This window comes from Spirillospora sp. NPDC052242 (assembly GCF_040679555.1).
Lineage (GTDB): Bacteria > Actinomycetota > Actinomycetes > Streptosporangiales > Streptosporangiaceae > Spirillospora.
Window position 1 is genome coordinate 16,894 of record NZ_JBFAUZ010000010.1, and the last position, 24,787, is coordinate 41,680.

General features: G+C 76.3%; 19 protein-coding genes and 1 pseudogene. 14 read left to right on the plus strand and 6 right to left on the minus strand.

Features of this window, described 5'->3' with window-relative positions; translation table 11 throughout:
* Window positions 1-33: 33 nt before the first annotated feature.
* A complete protein-coding gene (locus AB0L25_RS10500) occupies window positions 34-1,728 on the plus strand; it encodes a GMC oxidoreductase (protein ID WP_500170639.1) in 1,695 nt (564 codons plus the stop codon).
* 634 nt (window positions 1,729-2,362) lie between these two features.
* On the opposite strand, the gene AB0L25_RS10505 is transcribed toward AB0L25_RS10500, so the two are convergent.
* On the minus strand, window positions 2,363-2,572 hold the full coding sequence (locus AB0L25_RS10505) for a hypothetical protein (protein WP_500170641.1): 210 nt from the start codon (window positions 2,570-2,572) through the stop codon (window positions 2,363-2,365).
* A 287-nt stretch (window positions 2,573-2,859) separates the two neighbouring features.
* Complete coding sequence (locus AB0L25_RS10510; protein ID WP_500170643.1) at window positions 2,860-4,401, minus strand: PucR family transcriptional regulator; 1,542 nt, start codon at window positions 4,399-4,401, stop codon at window positions 2,860-2,862.
* A 135-nt stretch (window positions 4,402-4,536) separates the two neighbouring features.
* On the opposite strand from AB0L25_RS10510, the gene AB0L25_RS10515 reads away from it, so the two are divergent.
* Window positions 4,537-5,781 (plus strand): NAD(P)/FAD-dependent oxidoreductase, encoded by a 1,245-nt coding sequence (locus tag AB0L25_RS10515; protein WP_500170645.1) that lies wholly within the window; start codon window positions 4,537-4,539, stop codon window positions 5,779-5,781.
* A 20-nt stretch (window positions 5,782-5,801) separates the two neighbouring features.
* Here the strand turns inward: AB0L25_RS10515 and AB0L25_RS10520 are convergent, their stop codons facing one another.
* Window positions 5,802-6,266, minus strand: coding sequence for a MarR family winged helix-turn-helix transcriptional regulator (locus AB0L25_RS10520; RefSeq protein ID WP_500170647.1), 465 nt, complete (start codon window positions 6,264-6,266; stop codon window positions 5,802-5,804).
* Between the two features lie 98 nt (window positions 6,267-6,364).
* On the opposite strand from AB0L25_RS10520, the gene AB0L25_RS10525 reads away from it, so the two are divergent.
* Window positions 6,365-7,993, plus strand: coding sequence for an MFS transporter (locus tag AB0L25_RS10525; RefSeq protein WP_500170649.1), 1,629 nt, complete (start codon window positions 6,365-6,367; stop codon window positions 7,991-7,993).
* Here the strand turns inward: AB0L25_RS10525 and AB0L25_RS10530 are convergent.
* A complete protein-coding gene (locus tag AB0L25_RS10530) occupies window positions 7,983-9,215 on the minus strand; it encodes a L,D-transpeptidase (protein ID WP_500170651.1) in 1,233 nt (410 codons plus the stop codon). The genes AB0L25_RS10525 and AB0L25_RS10530 overlap by 11 nt on opposite strands.
* 359 nt (window positions 9,216-9,574) lie before the next feature.
* Between AB0L25_RS10530 and AB0L25_RS10535 the strand changes: the two genes are divergently transcribed.
* The 8 genes from AB0L25_RS10535 to AB0L25_RS10570 all read left to right on the plus strand — a co-directional run bounded on the left by AB0L25_RS10535 (window position 9,575) and on the right by AB0L25_RS10570 (window position 19,361).
* Window positions 9,575-11,128, plus strand: coding sequence for an exopolysaccharide biosynthesis polyprenyl glycosylphosphotransferase (locus tag AB0L25_RS10535; protein ID WP_500170653.1), 1,554 nt, complete (start codon window positions 9,575-9,577; stop codon window positions 11,126-11,128).
* Complete coding sequence (locus AB0L25_RS10540) at window positions 11,125-12,462, plus strand: O-antigen ligase family protein (protein ID WP_500170655.1); 1,338 nt, start codon at window positions 11,125-11,127, stop codon at window positions 12,460-12,462. The genes AB0L25_RS10535 and AB0L25_RS10540 overlap by 4 nt, the downstream gene beginning before the upstream one ends.
* Entirely contained in the window at window positions 12,459-14,282 is a 1,824-nt protein-coding gene (locus tag AB0L25_RS10545; protein WP_500170657.1) for a lipid II flippase MurJ, read from the plus strand. Before AB0L25_RS10540 ends, AB0L25_RS10545 begins: the two co-directional genes overlap by 4 nt.
* Window positions 14,257-14,952, plus strand: coding sequence for a polysaccharide deacetylase family protein (locus tag AB0L25_RS10550; RefSeq protein ID WP_500170659.1), 696 nt, complete (start codon window positions 14,257-14,259; stop codon window positions 14,950-14,952). Before AB0L25_RS10545 ends, AB0L25_RS10550 begins: the two co-directional genes overlap by 26 nt.
* Window positions 14,953-15,004: 52 nt before the next feature.
* Window positions 15,005-16,168, plus strand: a complete 1,164-nt coding sequence (locus tag AB0L25_RS10555) for a glycosyltransferase (protein ID WP_500170661.1) — start codon at window positions 15,005-15,007, stop codon at window positions 16,166-16,168.
* Between the two features lie 13 nt (window positions 16,169-16,181).
* The gene (locus AB0L25_RS10560; protein ID WP_500170663.1) at window positions 16,182-16,898 is read left to right on the plus strand and encodes a Wzz/FepE/Etk N-terminal domain-containing protein; all 717 of its coding nucleotides are present in this window, start codon (window positions 16,182-16,184) and stop codon (window positions 16,896-16,898) included.
* Window positions 16,898-18,043, plus strand: coding sequence for a GNAT family N-acetyltransferase (locus tag AB0L25_RS10565; RefSeq protein WP_500170665.1), 1,146 nt, complete (start codon window positions 16,898-16,900; stop codon window positions 18,041-18,043). Before AB0L25_RS10560 ends, AB0L25_RS10565 begins: the two co-directional genes overlap by 1 nt.
* Window positions 18,044-18,122: 79 nt before the next feature.
* Window positions 18,123-19,361: a glycosyltransferase gene (locus AB0L25_RS10570; RefSeq protein WP_500170667.1), complete on the plus strand. Its 1,239-nt coding sequence runs from the start codon at window positions 18,123-18,125 to the stop codon at window positions 19,359-19,361.
* Between the two features lie 281 nt (window positions 19,362-19,642).
* Here the strand turns inward: AB0L25_RS10570 and AB0L25_RS10575 are convergent.
* Window positions 19,643-20,386, minus strand: a pseudogene (locus AB0L25_RS10575) (glycoside hydrolase family 26 protein); the annotation flags it as partial.
* A 117-nt stretch (window positions 20,387-20,503) separates the two neighbouring features.
* Between AB0L25_RS10575 and AB0L25_RS10580 the strand changes: the two are divergent.
* Complete coding sequence (locus tag AB0L25_RS10580; protein ID WP_500170669.1) at window positions 20,504-21,766, plus strand: carboxylate--amine ligase; 1,263 nt, start codon at window positions 20,504-20,506, stop codon at window positions 21,764-21,766.
* Window positions 21,767-21,796: 30 nt separating this feature from the next.
* Window positions 21,797-23,044 carry an FAD-dependent oxidoreductase gene (locus AB0L25_RS10585; protein ID WP_500170671.1) on the plus strand — a complete coding sequence of 416 codons (1,248 nt, stop codon included), beginning with the start codon at window positions 21,797-21,799 and terminating at the stop codon, window positions 23,042-23,044.
* Between the two features lie 110 nt (window positions 23,045-23,154).
* Here AB0L25_RS10585 and AB0L25_RS10590 read toward each other — a convergent pair whose 3' ends face one another.
* Entirely contained in the window at window positions 23,155-23,373 is a 219-nt protein-coding gene (locus AB0L25_RS10590; protein ID WP_500170673.1) for a hypothetical protein, read from the minus strand.
* 318 nt (window positions 23,374-23,691) lie between these two features.
* Between AB0L25_RS10590 and AB0L25_RS10595 the strand changes: the two genes are divergently transcribed.
* Window positions 23,692-24,717 carry a hypothetical protein gene (locus AB0L25_RS10595; RefSeq protein ID WP_500170675.1) on the plus strand — a complete coding sequence of 342 codons (1,026 nt, stop codon included), beginning with the start codon at window positions 23,692-23,694 and terminating at the stop codon, window positions 24,715-24,717.
* The last annotated feature ends 70 nt before the right edge of the window (window positions 24,718-24,787 follow it).

Below are 24,787 nucleotides of genomic sequence, written 5' to 3' on the forward strand. Positions count from 1 at the left end.
GGGGGTCCGTTTCGTGTGGACGAGGTGGTGCGCATGACCCGCAAGGCGTTCGACTTCGACGTCATCGTCGTCGGCTCGGGGTTCGGCGGCAGCGTCGCGGCGCTGCGGCTCGCCGAGAAGGGGTACCGCGTCGCGGTGCTCGAGGCGGGCCGCCGGTTCGACGAGGACTCGCTGCCGAAGACGTCGTGGCGGCTGCGCAAGTACCTGTGGATGCCGCGGCTGGGCCTGCACGGCATCCAGCGGATGCACCGCGTCGGGGGGAAGGCGGGCGTGCTCGTCCTCGCGGGCGCGGGCGTCGGCGGCGGCTCCCTCGTCTACGCCAACACGCTGTACGAGCCGCCGCGGCCGTTCTTCGTCGACAAGGCGTGGGGCCACATCACCGACTGGCAGGACGAGCTGAAGCCGCACTACGACCAGGCCCGCCGGATGCTCGGGGTCGTGACGAACCCGCTGGTCACGCCCGCGGACGAGGCGATCAAGCGGGTGGCGGACCGGATGGGCAAGGGCGACACCTTCCATCCGACGCCGGTCGGGGTGTTCTTCGGCGACGAGGCCGGGGCGACGCACGACGACCCGTACTTCGGCGGCGCGGGCCCCCGCCGGACGACGTGCACCGCGTGCGGCTCGTGCATGATCGGCTGCCGCGTCGGCGCGAAGAACATGCTCACGAAGAACTACCTGTACCTCGCGGAGAAGGCGGGCGTCCGGGTCGTCCCGGACACCACGGTGACCGCGCTGGACCCGGTCGAGTCCGGCGGCTACCGGGTGACGGTGCGGCGCACGGGGTCCCTGCGGCGCCATCGGCGGACGCTCACCGCGGAGCACGTCGTCCTCGCCGCCGGGACCCACGGCACGCAGACGCTGCTGCACCGGATGCGCGACGCGGGCCGCCTGCCGCACCTGTCCGCGCGGCTCGGCGAGCTGACCCGGACGAACTCCGAGGCGCTCCTCGGCGTCGAGCGGATGACCGTCTGGCACCGCGCGAAGCACGTCGACCACGGCACCGGCCTCGCGATCACCTCGTCGTTCCATCCCGACGACAAGACCCACATCGAGCCGACCCGCTACGGCACCGGCAACAACCTGATGGGGTTCATCCGGACGCTGCTCGTGGACGGCGGCGGGCGGGCGCCGCGCTGGCTGAAGTTCGCCGGGCTGGCCCTGCGGCACCCGACGATCATCCTGCGGGGGCTGTCGCTGAAGGACTGGGCGAACCGCACGGTCATCGCCCTCGTCATGCAGACCGCCGACAACTCCATCACCGTCACCGAGCGGCGCGGACGCCTCGTCGCGCGGCAGGGCGAGGGCGAGCCGAACCCCACGTGGATCCCCGTCGCGCACAAGGCCGTCCGGATGCTCGCCGAGGAACTCGACGCGACCCCGGGCGGGACGTGGTTCGACCTGTTCAACATCCCGACGACGGCGCACTTCATCGGCGGCTGCACCATCGGCGAGACCCCAGAGACCGGCGTCATCGACCCCTACCACCGCGTCCACGGGCACCCCGGCCTGCACATCGTGGACGGTTCCGCCGTCACCGCGAACCTCGGCGTCAACCCGTCCCTCACCATCACCGCGCAGGCCGAGCGGGCGATGTCGTTCTGGCCGAACCGCGGCGAGAAGGACCCCCGCCCCGCCCCCGGCGAGCCGTACCGGCGCATCGACCGCGTCGCGCCGCACGCGCCGTCCGTCCCGGCGGGCGCCCCCGCCGCGCTGCGCCTGCCCTGAGCGGGCGGAGCCGTCCAACTTGACCTACGGAACCTTGGTCACTGTTTGTCATCTAACCGCTCCATAGTGTTATAACGTGCGACATGTTGTCACTGCCGTCGGGGGAAGCCGACCGGTTTTGACGCCAGTGTCCGTACAGGCGACCGGGGGAGTGGAAGCACGCGATGGAGGGAGTCGTCTGCGGCGCGTGCGTCCAGATCCTCGCGCTGATCGCGGTGCTGGCGAGCCCCTCGGCGCAGCCGCTCGCGCGCGCCGTCGAACCGGCGCCCGCCCGCGGCTGCGTGTCCGCGCGCCTCTCGGCGGACGTCACCGAGGTGAGCGACCTGCCCGAGCACCGGCCCCCGCTCAGTCCCCGCCCGATGGGCGTGCTGGGGAGGGTCCAGGGCTCGGAGCTGAAGTTCAGCTTCTACCGGGGCATCGGCGGCGGCCTCCGGGTCGTCACGACGGACGGGGGCGCGACGCTCACGTTCGAGGGCGGGTTCGGCCTCGGCGGCTCGTTCTCCGCCGGGACGGCCGAGGACCTGCCGACGCCCGGGCCCGCCGCCGAGGGCCGCGTCTCCCTGACCGCCCGCCTGCTGCCCGTCCAGCCCCCGGACTTCGGCGCGACGCTCGACGCGAAGGGGAGGCTCCAGGGCTACACGGACGTGAAGACGGGCAAGTACCGCACCCGTTTCCACAGCGAGCCGATCCACCTGGCGGGCGGCGACGGCGACGGGAGCGGGACGACCGCGCCGATCGTCCGGCGCTCGTGGAGCCTCGGCAGCGAGTTCAAGGTCGCGTTCAAGTACACCGTCCGCAGCGCGTGGAAGGACGTCCTCGACCTGCTGGCCGCGTTGGCGGGCATCTTCCCCTCGGCCCGCTTCCCGCTGGTCCCCCTGGCCCGCCCCGTCGACGCGTACGTCCTCGCCGCGCACGCCGACCGCGGTCACGCCGTCAGGACGGCGGACACTCCGCCCGGCGGGGCGGAATGCCGCGCCGTGGCGCCGCCGGGCGCGGAGCGGCTGAGCCTGGTGATGGCGCGCTGCGAGCGGAGGACCCGCAACGCCCGCTCGCGGCGCCCGGGCCGTCCGTCCGCCGGAGCGGGCCGGAGCCGCCGCTCCCCCGCCGGCCGAACGGGCGCCCGGACGCGCGTCACGCCCGTCCGTCGTCCGGGAGCGCGGCGAGCTGGAGGCGGAGCGCCAGCCGGACCCGGGAGGACGCGAGGTCGAGGGTCGCCGTGTCGGCCATGCGGCGCAGCCGGTACCGCAGCGTGTTCGGGTGGATCCGGAGTTCGGCGGCCGCGCCCTTCGGGTCGCCGAAGTGGTCGAGCCACGCGGCGAGCGTCGGCAGGTAGGACGTGCCGTGCGCCGCGTCGTGGTCGCGGAGGGCACCCAGGGGGCCGCCGAGCGTGTCGGGGCCGATCGCCCTGCGGGCGCGCTCGACGACGACGGCGTCCCACGCGTCCTCCAGCAGGACGGTGCCCGCCGCCGCGAGCCGCCCGGACGTGACGAGCCCGTCCAGTTCGGCGGCCTCGGCCCGGGAGCGGGGCAGGTCGGCCGGGGCGGCGGCGGGACCGCCGACCGTCGCGTAGAGGTCGGGGTCGCGCACGCGGGCGAGGACGTCGGCCAGCCACGGCGCCGAACCGGGCTCGTGCGGGCGGCCGCCGGGCCCGGGAGGGCAGGTGAGGACGGCGTGGAGCGCGCCGTCGAGGTCGGTGAGGAGCGGGCGGCGCCAGCCGAACCGGCGGGCGATCGCCTCCCACAGGTCGAGGGCCCGGCGGGCGTCGCCGCCGCCGCGGGCGCCGAGGATCGCGACCCGCCACGGCGCCGGGTCGGGCACGGCGAGCGGGGAGCCGTCGCGCAGCGCCGCGCGCAGGTGCTCGGCCGACACCCGCCGCGCGACCTCCGACTCGGCGCGCAGCCGCAGCAGGTGCAGGGCGAGGACGGACGCGAGCTCCGTGAGCCGCCGCACCCGCGCGTCCGGGACGGGCGTGCGGGCGACCGCCCAGATCGAGCCGAGCCATTCACCGCCCGCGCGGACCGGGACGACGAGCCGCGGCAGCATCCCGTCGGGCCCGGCGGGGACGGCGATGGGGTCGCTCGACCGGGCCATCCTCCGGAACACGCCGCAGGCGCGCAGGTGCGCGGTGACCTGCGGCGGGACGCGCCGCCCGACGATCGTCGAGACCCGTGCGGGGTCGGTCGCGTCCTGCAGGCCCGAGTAGGCGAGGACGCGCGACCGGGCGTCCTCCACGGTGACGGGGGCGCCCGCGATCTCCGCGGCGGTGTCGGCGAGCGCGAACAGGTCGTCGTGGGCGCCCGGCGACCCGGGGAGCGGGGCGCCCGCCCGGTCGACGGCCCCGCGGACGAGCCACACGAGGTGGGCCCACGAGGCGTCCGGCTGGAGCTCGACGAGCGCGGGCGCCCGGGTCCGCGCGGCGGGCGCGGCTGCCGCGGCGAGCGGGGCCTTCACGGCGACGGCGGCGGCGCCCGCGGCGTCGGCCCGCTCCACCAGCGCGATCGCGGCCGCGGCCGAGGGCAGGCCGACGCCGAGGACGAGGTCGCCGGGCTGCCCGGCGGGCTCCCCCGGTTCGGCGAGGACGACGTCGTCCACCGGCCCGGCGCGGCCGTCGGTGAGCACCCGGAGCAGCCCGGGCCCGAGGGATCCGGCGAGGTCCGCCACGCTGATCGCCATGCCCCCAGTGTCGCCGATCGATTGTGCGAATCGCACAAGACAGATGCATGCGATTGGCCGAACCGGACGAGGCCGCGCGCGACGAGACGTCCCACCATCGGAGGTGAGCGAGGTCCGTGGAGAGGGGAACGTGGGATGGTCGGCAACGTGTCCGGTGAGCCGCGCCGTGTCGCCGTCGTGGGCGCCGGGATGGTCGGCCTGTCCACGGCGTGGTTCCTGCAGGAACGCGGCGTGGACGTGACCGTCTTCGACCGGCGGGACGTCGCGGCGGGCGCGTCGTGGGGGAACGCGGGCTGGCTGACGCCGGGGCTCGCGACGCCGCTACCGGAACCGGCCGTCCTGCGGTACGGGATCCGCGCGGTGCTCAGCCCGTCGTCGCCGGTGTACGTGCCGCCGAGCGCGGACCCGCGGCTGCTGCGGTTCCTCGCCGGGTTCGCGCGGCACAGCACGGCCGCGCGGTGGCGGCGCGCGATGGAGGCGCTGGTGCCGGTCAACCGGCTGGCGCTGCCGGCCTTCGACGCCCTGGTCGAGGGCGGGGTCGAGGCGGAGACGCGGGACGCCGCCACGTTCGTCGCCGCGTACCGGACGGCCGCCGAGCGCCGCGTCCTGCTGGAGGAGGTCAAGCACATCCGGGCGGCCGGCCAGGGGCTGGAGTACGAGGCGCTCGACGGCGACGAGGCCCGGAAGCTGGAGCCGCTGCTGTCGGACCGGGTCGGCGCCGCGATCCTGCTGCGCGGCCAGCGGTACATCGACCCCGGACGGTTCGTGCACGCCCTCGCCGCCGCCGTGCGGGCGCGCGGCGGCGCCGTCCGGACCGGGACGGCCGTCGGCGAGCTGCGCGACGGCCCCGGCGGGGTGACCGTCCAGGGCGAGACGTTCGACGCGGCGGTGGTCGCGAGCGGCGTGTGGCTCGGGGACCTCGCGCGCCGGTTCGGCGTCCGCGCGCTCGTCCAGGCGGGCCGCGGCTACAGCTTCAGCGTGCCGGTGGCGGAGGCGCCGTCCGGCCCGGTGTACCTCCCGGCGCAGCGCGTCGCCTGCACGCCGCTGGGCGACCGGCTGCGCGTCGCGGGGATGATGGAGTTCCGCCGCCCGGACGCGGCGCTCGACCGCCGCCGGGTCCGCGCGATCGTCGAGGCGGCGCGCCCGATGCTGCGCGGCGTCCGGCTGGACGACCGGCGGGACGAGTGGGTCGGGTCCCGCCCGTGCACCCGGGACGGCCTGCCGCTCATCGGCGCGACCCGCTCCCCGCGCGTGTTCGTCGGCGGCGGCCACGGCATGTGGGGCATCACCCTGGGCCCCGCCACCGGCCGCCTCCTCGCGGACACCATCACGACGGGCCGCCGCCCGCCCGAACTGACCCCCTTCAACCCCCTCCGCTGACCCGCGCCGGGGGCCGCCGGTCACTCGGGGGTGTCGGGGTCCATGGCGGCGCGGAGGCGGGCCAGGACGGCCTCGAACTGGGCGAGGAGTTCGGGCGGGTAGTCGCTGAGGACGGCGTCCTCGCGCGCCTGGACGGGCCCGAAGAAGTCCTCGGCGATCGTGCGGGCGTGGTCGCCGATGCGCAGCGTGACGATGCGGCGGTCGGCCCGCTCGCGGGTGCGGGTGATGTGCCCGGCCTCCTCCAGGCGGTTGAGCAGCGCGGTCATGGCGCCGGACGACAGCGCGATGCGGCGGCCGAGGAGCGCGGGGGAGAGCGGGGCGCCGCGCTGCTCGGCGGAGGCGATCTCCAGCAGGGCGAACGCGTCGGTGGCGTGGACGCCGAGGACGGTGGCGAAGCGGCGGCCCAGCTCGGTGAACTCGGCGCCGTAGGCCCGCAGTCCCTCGACGAGGCGTGCGCGCTGGTCGGCGACGGCGTCGCGGTCCATGTGGTCCTCCGTTCGCGTTGACAACCGGTCGCGCCCCACTCTACCTTCCTCGTGAAGTAACTCCATCATAAAGATACTTCACCATGGAGGCATGTAGAGTGTCCGAACCCTCTTCCCCGCGGCGCGCGCTCGGGCTGGTGACGATCTCCCTCGGCGTCGCGCTCATCGTGGTCGACGCCACGATCGTCAACGTGATCGTCCCGTCGATCATCGAGGACCTCGGGATCGGCTCCGTCCAGGCGCAGTGGACGCAGGAGTCGTACGCGATCGTCTTCGCGGCGTTCCTGCTGCTCGCCGGACGCGTCGCCGACATCGTCGGCGCCCGCCGGGTGTTCGTCGCCGGGCTCGTCGCGTTCGGCGCGACCAGCGTGCTCGCCGGCGCCGCCCCGGACGGCGGCCTGCTCGTCGCCGCGCGGTTCCTGCAGGGCGCGGGCGCGGCGATGATCCTGCCGACGTCGCTGTCCCTGCTCAACGCGACCTTCACCGGCGCGGCGCGCGGCCGCGCGTTCGCCGTCTGGGGCTCGACGATCGGCGCCGCGTCCGCGCTCGGCCCGGTCCTCGGCGGGTGGCTCACCGAGCAGGCGTCCTGGCGCTGGGCGTTCGGCATCAACGTGCCGCTCACCGCGCTGCTGTGCGCGGGCGCGCTGCTGTTCCTCGCGCCGTCGCCCCGAGCGGGCGGCCGGGTCGACGCGGCGGGCACCGTCCTGTCCGTGCTCGGGCTCGGGCTGCTCGCGTTCGGGCTCGTCGAGGGCCGCCACTACGGCTGGTTCGCGAGCGTCCGGCCGCTGGACCTCCCCGGCGCGACCTGGGACGCCGGGCCGTCGCCCGCCTTCGCCGCGCTCGTGCTCGCCGGCCTGCTGCTGGCCGCGTTCGTCCACCGGCAGGTGCGGTCGGCGCGGCGCGGCGACGCCGGACGGGCGCTGATGGACGTGCGGCTGTTCTCCGTCGCGTCGTTCCGCAACGGCAACGTCGTCACGCTGATCATCGGCGTGGGCGAGTTCGGGGTGCTGGCGGTGCTGCCGCTGTGGCTGCAGTTCACCCTCGGGTACGGGGCCCTGGAGGCGGGGCTCGCGCTCGTTCCGCTGGCGGCGGGCAGCTTCGTCGCGAGCGGCGCCGCGTTCGGCATGCCGGTCTCGCCGCTCGGCCAGGTCCGGCTGGGGCTGGCGCTGGAGGTCGCCGGGCTGGTGTGGCTCGGGCTCGTCGCGTCCCCGGACAGTTCGTGGTGGTCGATCTCGCCGGCCCTGTTCGGCTACGGCGTCGGCGTCGGGTTCGCGACGGCGCAGGTCACGAACGTCGTGCTCGCGGACGTCCCGCCGCGCAGCGCGGGGCAGGCGTCCGGCGTGCAGAGCGCGTTCCGGCAGCTCGGGTCCGCGCTCGGCATCGCCCTGCTGACCACGCTGTTCTTCACCGCGCTCGGCGCCCGGATCCGCGACCGGCTCACCGCGGACGGCGTCCCCGAGGGGCGGGCGGACGCCCACGCGGACGCCGTCACCGAGTCCGCCGGGGCCGCGATCGGGGCGCTGGCCGGACGTCCCGAGACGGCGCCGGTCGCGGACGCGGCGCGGGCCGCGATGGCCGACGGCGTCGCGTTCTGCTCCTACGCCGCCGCGGCCTGCGTCGTGCTCGGCCTCGTCGCCACCGCCCTCATCCCCGCGTCCCGCCCCGCGCCGGACGACGGGCGGCCGGGGGAGGGCGCCCCAGCGGGCGCCGCGGGGGTCAGGACGTGAGCGGGGACGTCGTCACGGGCGCGCGGTCGGTGGTGTTCGACCACTTGTCGAACGGGACCTCCCAGTAGCCCCAGCCGTTCCACCAGTCGAGCTTCCGCGCGGTGCCGGTGATGTTGACGATGTCGCCCCGGTACGACCAGTGGTAGAACCACTTGGCGTCCTCGGCGGGCGACCGGACGCAGCCGTGGCTGCAGTTGCGGTTGCCGAGGCAGGACGGGTCGGACGTGTTCTCGTGGATGTACTCGCCGCTGTTGGAGATGCGGGTCGCCCACGGGACCTGCTCGTCGTAGTAGCCGGGGTCGCCCTTCTTCTTGCCGGGGGACACCATCCGCTCCATGCGGCTGCGGTCCATGGTGAGGTGGACGCCGCTGGTGGTGAGCAGGTGGTCGACGCCGTCGGCCCACACGTCGCCGCCCGAGCCGAGGCTGACGCCCCAGCTCCGGACGGTCTTGCCGTTCTCCCGGACGGTGAGCTTGTGCGTCTTCGCGTTGATGTCGACGACGTGCGCGTCGCCGATCTTGAAGCGGCGGGTGACGTCCTTCGCGCCGAACACGTCGTCGCCGATCTTCAGGCCCGCGTAGTGGACGGTGAGCGACACCTCCTGGTTCGGCGCCCACGGCTTCTTAGGGCGGAACACCAGGGACGGGAGGCCGTTGAAGGAGTGGCCCTTGTCGAGCCAGCGCCATGAGCCGACGGTCGGCTTCGTGGACGACAGCTCGATGCTCTTCTCGATCAGCGGCTTGGCCTGCTCGGGAACGTCCTTGTTGAACTGGACGAAGATCGGCATGCCGGTGCCGACGGTCTCGCCGGGGCTCGGCACCACGTTGTTGATCCGGGTGGCGGCGACCGCGGTGGTGGTGCGGAAGGCGCTGGTCGCGGTGGTCGTCCGCCCCTCCGCCGAGGTCGCCGTGGCCTGCACCTGGTAGCTGCCGCCGGGTGCGAGCGTCCAGGACGACCGCCACGTCGTCTTGTCGGGCGACAGCGCGCCCGGCACCGGCTTCCCCTTGAGGGTCACGGCGACCGCGCCGAGCGTCCCGCCGGACGCCTTGACGACGACCCCCTGGTCCGGACGGGCGCGCGCGTTGCCGTTCGCCGGGGTGATCGTCACCGCCGGGGGTGCGGCCTCGGTCTTCTTGGCGGTGACGCCGCCCCCGCCCCCGCCGCCGCACGCCGTCGCCAGTCCGAGGACCAGCGCCATGGCCAAGGCCTTCTTGCCTCGCACCGTTCTCCTCTTGTCAGGGGGATCGAGTCCGATGATCTGTGACGACGATTCTCCCGCTCGGGTTCGGCCGTCATCAGGTATTTCCCGAAGCCCGCCCGGCGTTTCCGGGGAACATCGGCGAACAGGGGCGAATTTTCGGCATTCACGCAGGTCAGGGGCGGAACTCGATCTTCTGCTCAAGAGTGGGGAGCACCTTGTTAAAGGCGGCGGTCCATGCCGATCCGCCCTGCGAAGCTGGACCGTGGCCACCTGCGCGAACGTCCTCGTCAGCGGCGGAGGGGACGCGCGAACCCGGGCCCGTCAGGTCGCCCGGCGAGGCCTCGGCATGGGTGAGTCTTCGGTATGAAGGGACGCGCGAGATGAGTGCCCAGGGGCTGAGTCCCTCCATCGACTCCGGGGCCCGCGCGGATCTCGCCGCCCCCGGCGACGCCGCCGCGCCCGCCCCCGGCACGCCGCTCGTCCCGTACCGCCGCCGGACGCCCGGCCCGCGGCTGCTGCCGACCGTCTACCCGGTGTGCCTCGCCGTCGCCGACGGCTGGGCGATGGCCGCCGCGGTCGCGGCCGCGCAGCCCGGACGTCCGGACGGCGCGCTGCCCGCCGCGGCCGCCGCGGCGATCGTCGCGCTGAACGCGGGCGGCGGGCTGTACCGGGCGCGGCGCGGCCCGTCGCTGCTGACCGACCTGCGGGCCCTGCTGGTCCGCGTGCTGCTGGTGGGGACGGTCGCGGCGGTGCTCCTCGCGGCCGACCCGTTCGCCTGGCTGTGGCTGCTCGCGCTCGCCACGGCCGTCCCGGTCGCGTCCCGCGCGCTCGCGAACGGCGCCGCCCGCACCTACCGGTGCCGCCGCTCCCGGTCCCGTCCCGCCCTGGTCGTCGGGGTGGGCGGCACGTCCGGGCAGCTGGTCGAGCTGCTGCGGGTGCGCGGCGAGTTCGGGCTCGCCCCGGTCGGCCAGGTCGCCGCCGGGCTGCCCGCCGCGACGATCGCCGCGCCCGCGTCCGCGCCCGCGTCCGGCGACGCGGCGGCCGGCGCGCCCGCCGCCGGGACGCCCGGTGGACCGGCCGAGCGGCCCGGCGCGGACGAACCGGCCCTGCCCGTCCTCGGCGACATCGCCGACGTGCCGGTGCTCGTCGAGAAGCACGGCGTCGGCACCCTGATCGTCGTCGCCGAGGACGTCGCGCCCGAGCAGCTCGACGCCGTCCTGCGGCTGTCGTTCGGCCTCTCCTGCGAGACGCTGCTGGTGCAGCCCCCGGCGGCGGTCGTCCCGGTGGAGCCGGGCCGCCGCGAGTACCTCGCCGGGCTGCCGTGCGCGCGCGTGGACTGGCGGCTGCGCGACCCCGCCCGCCGGTACGCGAAGCGGCTGCTGGACGTCGCCGTCGCGGCCGTCCTGCTGGTCCTGGCGGCGCCGCTGTTCGCGGCGTGCGCGGTCGCGGTGCGGCTGGAGGGCGGGCCCGGCGTGCTGTTCCGGCAGCGGCGGATCGGCCTCGGCGGCGAGGAGTTCGTGCTGCTGAAGTTCCGCACGCTGCAGCCCGCGGACGAGCAGGAGTCCGACACCCGCTGGACCGTGCAGGGCGACCGCCGCATGGGCCCCGTCGGCCGGTTCCTGCGCAACACGTCCATGGACGAGCTGCCGCAGCTGTGGAACGTCGTGCGCGGCGACATGAGCCTCGTCGGCCCCCGCCCGGAACGCCCCCACTTCGTGGAGCAGTTCTCCCGCACCTGCCCCGGCTACATGCTGCGGCACCGCGTCCCCGTCGGCATGACCGGCTGGGCGCAGGTGCACGGCTTCCGGGGCGACACGTCCATCGAACTGCGCGCGCGCCTGGACAACCACTACATCGACCACTGGTCGTTCGGCGCCGACCTCAAGATCCTGCTGCTGACCGCCCGGGCCGTCCTCGGGAGGGACTCCGGATGACGGAGGCGTGGTGGGGGCGCCCGAGCTGGATCGCGGCGGCCACCGTCGCCTGCGTCGGCGTCCCGCAGGGCGGCCGGGCGTTCGGTTCCGGCGTCCAGGTCACCACCGGGGACGTCGCGAGCGTCGTCCTCATGGCGACCGCCGCGCTCCTGGTCGTCCGCGGACGGACGCGCGTGCCGCGCGCGGCGCTGTGGGCGTTCGGCCCGCTGATCGCGACGCTCGGCGTCACCACCGTCTGCTCGTCCGACATCGCGGCGAGCCTGCCCGGGTTCCTGCGCGACCTGCAGATCTTCGTGCTGGTGCCGCTCGCGGTCGTCCTGGTGTGCCGGGACCGCCGCGACCTCGGCATCGTCTGCGGCGCGGTGCTCGGCCTCGGGGTCGCGGAGGCCGCGTACGGGATCTGGCAGGCCGCCACCGGCAACGGCGCGTCGATCGGCGGCGCCAACATCCGCGCCGTCGGCACGTTCGGCGCGGTCGACGTCATGGCGATGTCGGTCGTCGTCGCGTTCGCGTTCGTGCTGCTGACGGCGTTCGCGCTGGCGGGCGTCCGGCGGTCGCGCGGCACCGTGCCCGCCGCGCTCGGCGGGCTGGCCGTGCTCGGCGCGGCGCTCGTCCTCGCGCTCAGCCGGGGGACGTGGCTCGCGCTCGGCGCCGCGGTCGTGCTGATGCTCTTCCTGTTCGACCGCTGGGTCGCGGTGCGCACCGTCGCGTGCGGCGCCGCGCTGATGCTGCTGTTCGGGTTGTTCACGGGCGGCGACTCGTCCGCCGTGACGGCGCGCGCGCGGTCCATGGTGGGGTCGGTGACCGAGCCGGACCGGTCGGTGAACGACCGGTACCACCTGTGGTCCGCCGCCCAGGGGATGTGGCGGGACCGCCCGCTCACCGGCGTCGGCGTGAAGAACTTCGCGGAGTACCGCGACACCTACGCCGGCATCGAGCTGTCGTCGGGCAGCGAGACCCACGACCCGGTCAACGGGTACATGCGGCAGCCGCTGCTGTCGCCGCACAACCAGTACCTGCTGGTCCTCGCCGAGCAGGGCGTCGTGGGCCTCGCCGGGTTCCTGGCGATGCTCGCGGCGATCGTCCGGGGCCTGTGGCGGCGCCGCCGCCCCCGCGACCCGCTCTGGCTCGCCGCCGCGGGCGCGATGGCCTTCCTGCTGACGAACTTCTGCTACGCCGACCTCGGCGGGCCGACGACCGTGCTGACCGCGGTCCTGCTCGGCGTCGCCGCCGCCCGCGCCCTCGGGCCGCGCCGCCCCGCCCCCGCCCTCGTCGACCGGCACGGCTTCCGCGTCCACCGGCTCGACGCCCACGCGCTCGACGGGGCGCCATGACCGCCACCGCGCGCACCGCGAAGGGGACGGGCGGTCCCGGCGGCCCCCGGCCCGGCGGGACGGCCGGACGGTTCGGCCGGTTCGGGAAGTCCGGGACGGCCGGGGCCGCCGGGGCGGGCGGGTCCGTGGGGCGCGCGGCGGCGCTGTCGGGCGCGCTCGTCGCCGCCGGGACCGGCCTCGGGTTCCTGCGCGACCTCGTGATGGCGCACCAGTTCGGCGCGAGCCGCGGCACCGACGCGTTCCTCGTCGCCTGGACGATCCCGGAGACGGTGTCGCCGCTGCTCATCGAGGACGCGATGGCGCTGCTGATGGTGCCGGTCGTGACCCGGCTGCTCGCCCGCGGGGACGGGCTGCGCGGGTTCGTCGGCCGGACCCTGCCGCGCATGGTCGCGGTCCTCGCCGTCGTGACCGTCACGCTCGCGCTCGCCGCGCCCGCCGTCGTCGGGCTGCTCGCGCCCGGCCTGCCGGGGCACGGGCCCGCGGTGCTGTGCGTCCGGCTCACCGCGATCACCGTCGTCACGTTCGGGATCGCCGGGTTCATGAGCGCCACGCTGCGCGCCCACCACCGGTTCGGCCCGCCCGCCGCGATCTACGCCGCGTACAACGTGGGCATCCTCGCGCTGATCGCGGGCCTGGCGGGGATCGTCGGGGTGACGAGCGCCGCGATCGGCGTCGCCGTCGGCAGCGTCCTCATGGTCGCCGTGCAGGCCCCCGCGTTCGTGCGGTGCCTGCGGGACGCGCCGCCGCAGCGGCTCCCGGCGGACGAACTGCGGCTCGGCGTCGCGGCCGTCGCGCCCGTCGTCGTGTACACGGTGACGCGGCAGGCGCAGGTGTTCGTGGAGCGGTTCCTCGGCTCCGGCCTGGAGGCCGGGTCGATCTCGCACCTGAACTACGCGCAGAAGGTCGCCCAGGTCCCGATGATCATGTCGCTGATGATCGTCACGGTGACGTTCCCGCGGCTCGCCCGCGCGTCCGCGGACGGCGACGTGCGCGGCGTCGCCCGCCGCATCCGGCAGGACCTCGCCGCCGCGGGCGCGATGGTGCTGTGCGCGACCGCGTTCCTCGTCGCGTTCGCGCCCGCCGTCATCGAGGTGCTGTTCGAGCACGGCGAGTTCACCGCCGCCGACACCCGCGACACCGCCGCCATCATGCGCGTGTACGCGCTCGGCCTGTGGGGGCAGATGGCCGTCGGCCTCTGCGCCCGCGCGTTCTTCGCGCGCGGCCGTCCGATGTGGAGCCCCGCCGGGGTGCTGGCCGCCGGGCTCGTCGTGACCGCCGCGATCGGCGCCGCGTTCGCCGCCACCGCCGGGACGATCGCGCTCGCCGCCGCGAACGCCGCCGGGATCACGCTCGCCTCCGTCCTGCTGCTCGCCGGGCTGCGGCTCAAGGTCGCGCCCGTCGCGCTGCGCGGCATCGCCGCCGACACCGGACGGCTGCTGCTCGCGGCCGTCGGCGCCGGCGCGGCCGGCCGGCTCGCCGCGAACGCCCTCGCTGGCGCGCTCGGACCGGACGCGCCCGCACCGCTCGTCCTCGCCGCCGGCGGCCTCGCGACGGTCGCGGCGTTCGCGCTCCTGCTCGTCCTCGCCGGCCGCGACCTCGTCGCGCCGTGGTCCGCCGGGCGCGCGCCCGGCGGCCGCGGGGCCGGCACACGGTTCACATTCCGGCCGCGGCCCGCCCGCCGCGGCCGTTCCGACTCGGGGGAGACCAGTGACACAGCCGACCGAACCGGCCCGCCTGACGGGCCCGGCGCAGATACCGGAGTCCGGCGGGACCCGCCGGGCGCCGCTGGTGCTGATGTACCACTCGATCGATCGCCGTGACGACGACCCGCACCTGGTCACCGTGTCGCCGCGCCGGTTCGAGCGCCAGCTCGCCTGGCTGCGGGCCCGCGGCCTGCGCGGCGTCGGCATGCAGGAACTCCTGTACGCGCACGGCGCCGGACGCGCCCGCGGGCTCGTCGGCCTCACCTTCGACGACGGGTACGCGGACTTCGCGACCCGCGCCGTCCCGGTGCTGCTGCGGTACGGGTTCGGCGCGACCGTGTTCGTCGTGTCCGGCCGGATCGGCGAGCACAACGCGTGGGACAGCGACGGCCCCGACGGGCGCGGCCCCCGCAAGCCGCTGATGACCGCCGAGCAGATCCGGACGGTCGCGGGCGCGGGCGTCGAGGTCGGCTCGCACGGCCGCCTGCACGTCCCGCTCCCCGACTCCGACGACGACGCGCTCCGCGTCGAGCTCGCCGAGAGCAAGGCGGCCCTCGAGGAGATCCTCGACCGCCCGGTGAACGGGTTCGCCTACCCGTACGGGCGCGCGGGCGAGCGGGAGGTCGAGGCCGTGCGCGCCGCGGGCTACGGCTACGCGTGCCACATCGCGCCCGAGGCCGCGTCCCGCCACGCGCTCCCGCGCACGTACGTCGGCGACGCCGACGGCCCCCTGCGCCTCCGCGCGAAGCTGCTCCGCCACGAACTCCTCCAACGGAGCCGCATATGACCCCCGCCGGGCCGGTCCGCCGCAGCCCGTCCGGGGGTGCGGGGTGATCCGGGTGCTGCACGTCATCACGGGGCTGGAGCACGGCGGCGCGGAGCGGCAGCTCGCGCTGCTGCTGCCGCACCTGCCTCCGGAGGTGGCGTGCGAGGTCGTGTCGCTGACGCGGACCGGGACGGTCGGCGCGGAGATCGCGGCCACCGGCGTGCCCGTGCACGAACTCGGCATGGGCGGCAACCGCGACCTGTCGGCGCTGCCGCGGCTCGTCCGGCTGATCCGCCGTGGACGGTACGACGTCGTCCACACGCACCTCTACCGGGCGTGCGTGTACGGACGGATCGCCGCACGCCTCGCGGGCATCGGGCCGGGGCGACCGGCGCCCCGCATCATCGCGACCGAACACTCGCTGGGCGACGGGCACCTGGAAGGACGCCGAACCACGCGCGGCGTCCGTGCCCTTTACCTCGCGACCGAACGGCTCGGATCGCTCACGATCGCGGTGTCCCCGACCGTCGCACGCCGCCTGCACGCGTGGGGCGTCGCACCGGGACGGGTCGCGGTCGTCCCGAACGCCGTGGACGCCGCCGCGTTCGCGTTCGACCCCGCCCGCCGGACCGCGACCCGCGCCGCGCTCGGCCTCGCACCGGACGAACCGGTCGTGGGCGCCGTCGGACGCCTCGTGCCCACCAAGCGCTTCGACCTGCTCGTCGACGCCCTCGCGCGCCCCGCGCTCGCCGGCGTGCGGCTGCTCATCGTCGGCGACGGCCCGCAGCGGCACGCGCTCGACCGGATCGCCGCCGCCCGCGGCGTCGCGGGCCGGGTGGTCCTCGCGGGCGGGACGGCCGACGTCGCGGGCGCCCTCGCGGCCATGGACGTCCTCGCCGCCCCGTCCGTCCAGGAGACCTTCGGCCTCGGCGTCCTGGAGGGCCTCGCCGCCGGGCTCCCCGTCCTCTACACGGCCTGCCCGGCGCTGGACGACCTGCCGTCCGGCGCGGCCCCGGGCGCGCGGCGGCTGCCCCCCGCCGCCGACGCGGACCGCTGGAGCGCGGAACTCGCCCGCCTCCTGCCGTCCGGTGCGCGGGCGCGTGCGGCGGTGCCCCCCGCCGTCGCCCGCCACCACGCCGTCGCGGACCAGGCGGCCCGGCTCGCCCGGCTGTACGCGGGCGGATCGGCCGGCGGCGCCGACCGGGTGCCGACCACCCGGGAAGTCATACCGACCTGAAAAGGGGCATGTCATGTCGAACAGTGATGGAGTCCAGCAGCCGGTCCGCCACCGCACCGGCACGCCGGCCGCGCTCGTCCGGGGCGTCCGGCGCCGCGTCGCCGCGCTGCTGCACCGGTACGCGGTGCCCATCGCGTTCGGGCTCGTCGGCCTGCTCGGCGGCGCCGCCTACACGCTGTTCACCCCGCCGAGCTACACCGCGACCGCGTTCGTCCTGGTCGTCGAGAACGAGAACGAGCAGGCCGGCGGTGGCGCGGTCGGCTACGCGCAGGCGTACGGGCGGCTCGCCCCGCTGCCCGAGACGCTCGCCTGGTCGCAGCGGCCGCTGCCGAAGGCGCCGCCCGGCGAGGTGCACGAGCACGTCCAGGCGTCCACCTCGCCCGACACGCCGCTGATCAAGCTCACCGGCCGCGCCGCGACCGCGCGGGACGCCGCCGCGTTCGCGAACGCCGCCGCGGACGCGCTCGTCCGGTACGGCCGGTCGCACAGCGCCGACACCGGCGTGCGCGTCGCGCTGATGGGCGTCGCGCAGCCGCCGGACGCGCCGACGTCGCCGAACCCGCCGCTGAACATCGCCGTCGGGACCGCGTCCGGGATGCTGCTCGCCGGGCTGAGCGCCGCCGTCCTGAACGGCCAGGGCCGCCGCCGCGGCCTGCCCGACGCCGCCCGCGCCCGCCGCCGCTCCCCCGAGGTGCCCGCGCCCGCCGCCGAACCGGTGGAGGTCCGCTGATGCCCGCGCCCGGCCCGGTCCGGCCGCTGCACGCGGCCGTCCCCGCGCCGCGCGCCCGCGAACCGCGCGAGACGCCCGGCTGGACCGCCGAGGTCCGCCGCGACGACGCCGCGCTGCCCGCGCTGGCCGACGACCTCCGCGACCTGTACCGGCGCTGCCCCGCCGCGACCCCGTTCCAGGCGTACGAATGGCTGCGGCCCTGGTGGGACGAGTACGGGACGCCCGGACGGCTGCGCCTCGCGACCGTCCGGCACGGCGGCCGGCTCGTCGCCGCGGCCCCGCTGACGCTCGTCCGGCGCGCCGGGCTGCCGGTGCTCGTCCCGCTCGCCGCGCCGCAGAGCGACGTCACCGACCTCCTGCTCGACCCCGCGCACGCCGACGCCGCCGCCCCGCGCCTCGCCCGCGCCCTGCTCGCCGACCCCGGCTGGGCCGCGCTCGACCTCCCCGAGGTCCGGCCCGGCGCCGCCGCGCACCGGCTCGCCCGGCACTGGCCCGGCCGCACCTGGCGGACGCCGTCCTCGGTCTGCCTCGACCTTCCCGACGCCGACGTGTCCGGCGTCCTCGCCCGCCTGCCCGGCCGCGCCGCCGGGAAGACCCGCGCCCGGCTCCGCAAGATCGACCGCCGCGGCATCACCGTGCGCCCGGCCCCGCCCGACGAGGTGCCCGACGCCGTCCGCGAACTGCTCGACCTGCACGTCCGGCAGTGGCGCGGCCGCCCGCTCAACCCCGAGCACACCCGCGACCGGTTCCGCCGCCACCTCGCCGCCGCCGCGCACGGCCTCGCCCGCGACGGCCGCGCCGCCGTCCTGCGCTACCACTGGGACGGCCGCCTCGTCGCCGCCGACCTCGTCCTCCTCGGCCACCGCTTCGCGGGCGCCTACCTCTACGGCGCGGTCCCCGAACTCCGCGACCACGTCGACGTCGGCCTCATGCTGCTCCGCGAGGACCTCGCCGTCGCGGACGGCCGCGGCCTCAGCCTCCTGCGCGGCCGCGAGCCCTACAAGCTCAAGTGGCGCCCCGACCCGGTGCGCCACGAGCGCCTCATCCTCGCCCGGACCCGCACGGCCCCCGCCTACGCGGCCCTCGCCCGCGCCCGCGCCGCCCTCTCCGCCCACCGCCGCACCGACCCGCACGCCCATGCCTGACTACCGCCCCCCCACCGACCCCGCCGGCCTCCCCGGGCCGACCGCCCCCTCGTGGTCCGGCGGCGGGCGGGGGTTGCGGGTGTTGCACGTCAGTCAGCCGACGTCGGGCGGGGTGGCGGTGTACGTGGGGGCGGTGGCCGGGGACCAGCGGCGGCGCGGGTGGGAGGTGGCGGTCGCGTGCCCGCCGGACGGCGACCTGCCGGGGCGCTGCGCGGCGGCCGGGGTGCCGTGGTTCAACTGGGACGCGGGGCGCGCGCCCGGGCCCGCGGCCGTGCGGGAGGCGGTGGCGCTGCGGCGGCTCGTGGCCGGGTTCCGGCCCGACGTCGTGCACCTGCACTCGTCCAAGGCGGGGCTCGCCGGGCGGCTGCTGCCCGGGCCGCGCCGGACGTCGGTGATCTTCCAGCCGCACGGGTGGTCGTGGCTCGCGGCGACCGGACGGCAGCGCGCCCTCAGCCTCGCGTGGGAGCGGCTCGCGGCGCGCCGCGCGGACGCGCTGGTGTGCGTCGGCGCGGGGGAGCTGGGGGAGGGCGTGCAGGCGGGGGTGCGGGGCGCGTACCGGCTCGTCCGCAACGGCGTCGACCGGACCCGGTTCGGGTTCGCGTCGGCCGCCGGGCGGACGGCGGCGCGGGCGCGGCTCGGGATCCCCGCGGCGGTCCCGCTCGCGGTGTGCGTCGGGCGGCTCACGCGGCAGAAGGGGCAGGACGTGCTGGTCGCGGCGTGGCCGGACGTCCTGGCGCGGTGCCCGGACGCGCGGCTCGCGATCGTGGGGGACGGCGAGGACCTCGCCGGGCTGCGCGCGGCGGGCGCCCGCAACGTCCGGTTCGTCCCGGCGGTGGCGGACACCCGGGACTGGTTCGCCGCCGCCGACGTCGTGGCGCTGCCGTCCCGCTGGGAGGGGCTGCCGCTGACCGCGCTGGAGGCGATGGCCACCGGGCGGCCGATCGTCGGCACCCGCGTCCCGGGCCTCACCGAGATCATCCGGCCCGGGACGGGGGCGCTGGTGCCGCCGGACGAGCCCGCGCCGCTCGCCGCGGAGCTCGCGACGCGGCTGCTCGTCCCCGGCATCGCCGAGAAGGAGGGACGGGAGGCGGCGGACGTCGCGGCCGACTACGACCTGTCCGGCACGCTCGACGCGCTCGCCGCCGTCACGCGCGCCGTCGCCGGGGCGGACCAGGCACCGGACGGACGGGGCGTCGCGGGCGGCGTCGAGTCCCGGCTCGGCGACGGCCTGGGGCTCGCGGGGGCGTCCGGCGCGGACGGGGACGGGCTGGGGTTCGGCTTCGCGGGCGCGGGGACGCCGCCGAACAGCTCCCGGTAGGCGCGGGACGAGCGGGGGTTCTCGGGGCAGTTCCACACGCCGTGCGGGCAGTAGTCGCTGATCGTCTGGTAGACGACGTCGTGCGACATGATCCAGCGGTGCATCCCCCGGATGTATTCGGGATTGTCGGAATTGCGGAACAGGCCCCATTCGGCGAACGAGATGGGCTTTCCGCGGGCCTGCGCGAATTCCGCTTGGTCGCGCAGCCCGTACGGCTCGTTCACGTAGTCCTCGAACGTCGCCCCGTGCGGCTGGTCGTAACTGTCGGAACCGATGATGTCGACGACGTCGTCGCCCGGGTAGCACGTCGTCCACGAAATCGCGTCGCGCCCGCGGGTCGGCGTGAAATCGAACCGGAAGTTCGTCCCCGGAACGGCCCGCATCGCCTCCACGATCCTGCGCCAGTACGCCCGCCACGCCTTCGGGTCGGGGGCGCACCGGCCGGTGTAGCTGTTCCCGTTCATCTCCCAGCCGAGGACGATGATCGCGTCCCCGGCGTCGGCGGCGGCGAGCCGCTTCGCGAGCGTCCGGTAGTGCCGGTCGAACCGGCCCCTCGCCCCCTGCCGGAGGAGCGTCGACATGACCGGGTAGGGCACCCACTCCTCGTTCTCCGCCATCATCGGCACGTTGAGCACCAGCATGCGGCGGGGGTCGGCGTTCGTCCACTCGGCCCACGGCTCGATGATCCCCGCCGGGCCCTCGATGGCGGCCCAGCTGTCGCCCGGCAGGTAGGTGTGGCCGACGGTCACGGTCGAGCCGAGCCACTCGGCGAAGTGCGGGACGCGCGCGACGCCCTCCGGGCCCGAGCCGAGGAACGCCCCCAGCGGAACGTATTTCTCCTTTGTCTCCGACGACTCCGCCCGCAGGAATGTCGGAAGCGCCGGAAAAGGGACTATGGAGGACGCGTTCAGTGCGATGAGCGCCACCGTCGTGGTTAGCGCGACGGAGAGCGGGCAGAACGGCATAGGTCGTTTACGTGCTCGCTGTGACGACCGTCCGGATGAATGGATATCCGTTGCTCGCATGCGTATCCTTATGCCCGGTCGGGCACAACCCGAACAAATCAGCAAAGTGTTCGATGGAAAATTTTACCCAGTGACAAGGAAGGCCGCCGTGCGCCGCAACCCGCAGGAACGGGCCCGTTGACCGGGGCGCCCGCCGAGCCCGGCGCGCCCGACCCGCGCGGGGCCCGGCCCGACCTCGACCCCGCCCTCCCGGTCCTGCTGCTGCGCACCGACCACAACCACTTCCACCACGGCACCCTCGGCGTGATCCGCTCCCTCGGACGCGCCGGAGTGCGGGTCCACGCGATCCTGGAGAGCCGCCGCAGCCCGGTGGCCCGCTCCCGCTACCTGCACCGCGGCCACCCGTGGGCGCCGCCCGCGCAGCGCCCGTCCGCGCTCCTCGGCCACCTGCGCATGATCGGCGAACGGATCCCCGACGGCCCCGCGCTGCTGCTGCCGATGGACGACGCCGGCGCGATCTTCGCCGCCGAGTACGCCGACGCGCTCGCCCCCCGCTTCGTCGTCCCGCCGCAGGACCCGGACGTCCCGCGCCGCGTCGCCGACAAGGCCCGCCTCCTCGCCGCCTGCGAGGAGCACGGCGTCCCCGCCCCGCAGGCCCGCGTCCCCGCCACGCCCGGCGAGGTCGACGACGCCGTCAAGGCGCTCGACCTGCCGGTCATCGCGAAGTGGGCGCGGCCCTGGCTGCTCCCGCGCGGGCTGCGCAGCACGACGCTCGTCCACGACGCCGCCGAGGTCCGCCGGCTGTTCGCGGCGGGCGCCGACCACGACGCGGGTCCGCTCGTCCTGCAGCGCCGCATCCCGCCCGACGGCGGCGACTGGTTCTTCCAGGGCTACTTCGACGCCGCCCACGCCTGCCTGTACGGCGGCGTCGGCCGCAAGCACCTCGCGCACCCGCCGCAGGCCGGGCACACCGTCGCCGGCGAGTGGGTCGACAACCCCGAGGTGCACGACCTCGCCGTCCGCATCGTCCGGCTGCTCGGCTGCCGCGGCCTCGTCGACCTCGACTTCCGCCGCGACCCCGCCACCGGCGACTACCGCCTCCTCGACTTCAACCCGCGCATCGGCGCCCAGTTCCGGCTGTTCACCGACGCGCGGGGCCTCGATCTCGCCCGCGCCCTGCACCTCGACCAGTCCGGCCGCGCCGTCCCGGCCGCCCGGCCGGTCATCGGGCGCAACCTGCTGGTGGAGAACCACTACCTCGGGCAGGCGATCGGCCGGCGGCCGCGCACGGGGGCCCTCCGCCCGCTGCGCGCCGCCGACGAACTCGCCTGGTACGCGGGCGACGACCTGCGGCCCTTCCTCGCGATGGGCCGGCAGAGCGCGCTGCGCGCGGCCGAACGGTTCCGCGACGCGCACCGGGACCGTCCGTCCCGAGCCTGAACCGCACCTAACTCAACGGGGGAATTGCACATGAGCGACTCGGCCATCGACGTCGTCATCGTCGGCGCCGGGCCCTACGGGCTGTCGACCGCCGCACACCTGCAGAACATCGGCCTGGACGTCCGCGTCATCGGCACGCCGATGCAGTTCTGGGACGTCGGCATGCCGCCCGGCATGTACCTGAAGTCCGAGCCGTTCGCGTCCAGCCTCGGCGCGCCGCAGCCCGGCATGGCGTTCACGGACCGCAACCCCGGGTGGCGCCTCGGCCAGCCGATCCCCCTGGAGACGTTCGTCGCGTACGGCCGCTGGTTCGCGTCCGTGTGCGCACCCTGCACGACCCCCGGCGAGGTCGTGAACGTCGAGCGCGGCGGCCCCGGGTACGTCGTCGCCCTCGCCGACGGCGAGGAGATCCCCACCCGGACGGTCGTCGTCGCCGTCGGCGTCGGCCCGTTCGCGCACGTCCCCGAAGAGCTCACCGGCATGCCGTCGTGGCTCGTCTCGCACAGCACCGACCACAACGACCTCGGGCTGTTCCGCGGCAAGGAGGTCGCCGTCGTCGGCTCCGGCCAGTCCGCGCTCGAGACCGCCGTCCTGCTCGCCGACCTCGGCGCCCGCCCGCACGTCCTCGCCCGCCGCGTCCGCCTCGACTGGAACCCGCGCCCGAACGAGCGCCGCTCCCTGCCGGAGAAGCTGCGCGGCGGCCCCCGCTCCGGCCTCGGCAGCGGCTACCGCACCTGGCTGTGGGCCGAACGGCCCGGGCTCGTCCGGCACCTGCCGGAGGCGACGCGGCAGCGGCTCGTCCGCGAGACGCTCCCGCCCGCCGGGGCCTGGTGGCTGCGCGACCGCTGCGACGAGCGCGTCCGCGTCACCACCGGCGTGCACCTGCTGAAGGCGATCGAGCAGGACGACGGCATCGCCGTCACCACCACCGACCGGCACGGCCGCCGCGACGTCGTCGAGGTCGAGCACGTCATCTGCGCGACCGGCTTCGTCCCGGACCTCGCGCGCCTCACCGTGCTCTCGTCCGACCTGCGCGCCCGCGTGAAGTCCCGGCTCGGGTCGCCCGTGCTGTCCCGCGACTTCGAGTCGTCCATGCCGGGCCTGTACTTCGCGGGCCTCGCGGCCGCCGCGACGTTCGGGCCGGTGATGCGGTTCGTGCACGGCTCGGGCTTCGCCGCGCGCCGCATCTCCGGGCACATCATCCGCACCACCCCGCGCGGCCGCACGCCGCTCCGCCGTCCGGGCGCCGTCCCCGGCCCGGACGCGCTCCGCACCTGACGGCGGCCCGACCCCGCCGAACGACCCGGCCGAACGCCGATGCCGGCGCACCCGCACGAGGGCGCGCCGGCATCGGCCGTCCGGCGGACGGGCGCACGGCGGGGCGGCGGTCAGGAGCGGCGGTCGGCCCGCCGCCACTCCCAGCGGGCGTAGAGCGTCCACGCGGACGGACGGGTGCGGGGCGCCGCGACGAGCCGCGCCTCGGGCACCCGGCGGACGGTCCGGCGGCGCGGGCGCGGAGCCGGGACGCCCGGGAGGCGCCGCACGCCCCGGCGGAACGCGCGCGCGGCGTCGCCCGCGGGCGCGACGGGGGAAGCGGGGTCGGTCATCGTGGGACTCCTCGCCGGGACGGCCGGGTCCGCCGAATCTAACGCAGCCCGATACCGGTCGGCATACATGTCCCGAAGAACGAGTCTCGACATATCCCCCAGAATCGGACTAATAACGGAGTAATGGTGTGCCGGCCCCGGGAAGGTGTCGGGCCGGAAAAGGCGGGCGCGGCTTCCGGGATTCGCCGAGAGACACGCTGGGCGGAAATTGAAATCGTCCCGTGATCGCGCGCCGGAAAGTGCTACCGTCGCTCTCGACCGATCAGGAACCGGTCCCGAACGGGAACCGGGATGCGCGGGCGAAGGGGGAATCCGGACGTGGACGCGGCACCGATCCGGCGCGAGGCCGACGGCCTCCGCGGTCGGCATGCCCACGTCGTGCGTTCGGTCGCCCGGCTGGTCGCGGTCGCCGGGTTCGCGCTCGCGGGCTGGATCGTGCTGGCGGCGCTGAACGACGCCGCGATGGCCGACGACGGGACGCCGCGGAGCGCCGCCCCGCACGACCTCGCCGGCCCGCTCGCCGGCCCGGCCGGCCCCGCCGTCCAGGACGGCCCCGCCCGGCCTTCCCGCCCGATCAACGGCCCGCACGCCGGTCCCGCCGACGGCCCGGCCTCCGGCCCCGCCGCGGGCCCGGCCGCGCGATACGAGCCCGGGCTGGCCACGCTGCGGCACTTCAAGCTGCAGCGCGACTGGTCGCCCCGGGAGACGGCCGAGGTCGTCGCCGACGACGTGGACGAGGTGCGCGAGCGTCCGGTCGGGTACCTGGCCGAGCGCGGGCGCGACATCGTCCGCGACAAGAACGCCGCCGTCCGCGCCGTGCGCGAGCTCGGCGACGCCGCGGGCGTCCCGCAGGTGCGGGTCCGCGACGGCGGCGAGACCGGACGGCCGACCCTCACCGAGATCGTCCGCGGGGTCACCGACCCCGCGGCGCCGCCGCGGCCCGCGGGCGACGCGCCCGCCGCTGCACAGGACGGCGCCGAGCACGACGAGCAGGGCGAGCCCGAGAAGCCGGCGTACACCGGCAAGGCCGTCCACGTGGGCGACGGCAAGGCCGTCCCCGCGCAGTTCGCCGGCGCCGTCGACGCCGACGACCTGCCCGAGCCCGGCGGCTGCGCCGGGTGCCGGGGCGGGCACGGCCCGGCCGACACGCCGCCCGTGCTGCCCGGCCAGGACGGCAACCCGCGGGGCGGATCCGCCCCCGGCGGGCACCCGTTCGCGCCGTTCGCCGACCTGGCCACCGCGGTCGACCCGGCCGCGCCCCTCGGCATGGACCTGCGCGCCTTCCGCCGCACGTCCCTGACCGACATCGCCGCGCCGGGCCGCCCGGCCGTCGTCCCCGACTAGCGATTCCCCGCCCCGGCGGCCGCGCACCGGTGAGTGCGTCCCGCCGCTGGGCCTCCGCGGCCGTTCCCGG

Bases quoted from the DNA above. Each gene is read 5' to 3' on its own strand.
- AB0L25_RS10500 (WP_500170639.1), top strand. From the start codon at position 34: ATGACCCGCAAGGCGTTCGACTTCGACGTCATCGTCGTCGGCTCGGGG.
- AB0L25_RS10505 (WP_500170641.1), bottom strand. From the start codon at position 2,572: ATGCCCGCCAACGCGGCCAGCAGGTCGAGGACGTCCTTCCACGCGCTG.
- AB0L25_RS10510 (WP_500170643.1), bottom strand. From the start codon at position 4,401: ATGGCGATCAGCGTGGCGGACCTCGCCGGATCCCTCGGGCCCGGGCTG.
- AB0L25_RS10515 (WP_500170645.1), top strand. From the start codon at position 4,537: ATGGTCGGCAACGTGTCCGGTGAGCCGCGCCGTGTCGCCGTCGTGGGC.
- AB0L25_RS10520 (WP_500170647.1), bottom strand. From the start codon at position 6,266: ATGGACCGCGACGCCGTCGCCGACCAGCGCGCACGCCTCGTCGAGGGA.
- AB0L25_RS10535 (WP_500170653.1), top strand. From the start codon at position 9,575: ATGAGTGCCCAGGGGCTGAGTCCCTCCATCGACTCCGGGGCCCGCGCG.
- AB0L25_RS10540 (WP_500170655.1), top strand. From the start codon at position 11,125: ATGACGGAGGCGTGGTGGGGGCGCCCGAGCTGGATCGCGGCGGCCACC.
- AB0L25_RS10545 (WP_500170657.1), top strand. From the start codon at position 12,459: ATGACCGCCACCGCGCGCACCGCGAAGGGGACGGGCGGTCCCGGCGGC.
- AB0L25_RS10550 (WP_500170659.1), top strand. From the start codon at position 14,257: ATGTACCACTCGATCGATCGCCGTGACGACGACCCGCACCTGGTCACC.
- AB0L25_RS10560 (WP_500170663.1), top strand. From the start codon at position 16,182: ATGTCGAACAGTGATGGAGTCCAGCAGCCGGTCCGCCACCGCACCGGC.
- AB0L25_RS10565 (WP_500170665.1), top strand. From the start codon at position 16,898: ATGCCCGCGCCCGGCCCGGTCCGGCCGCTGCACGCGGCCGTCCCCGCG.
- AB0L25_RS10585 (WP_500170671.1), top strand. From the start codon at position 21,797: ATGAGCGACTCGGCCATCGACGTCGTCATCGTCGGCGCCGGGCCCTAC.
- AB0L25_RS10590 (WP_500170673.1), bottom strand. From the start codon at position 23,373: ATGACCGACCCCGCTTCCCCCGTCGCGCCCGCGGGCGACGCCGCGCGC.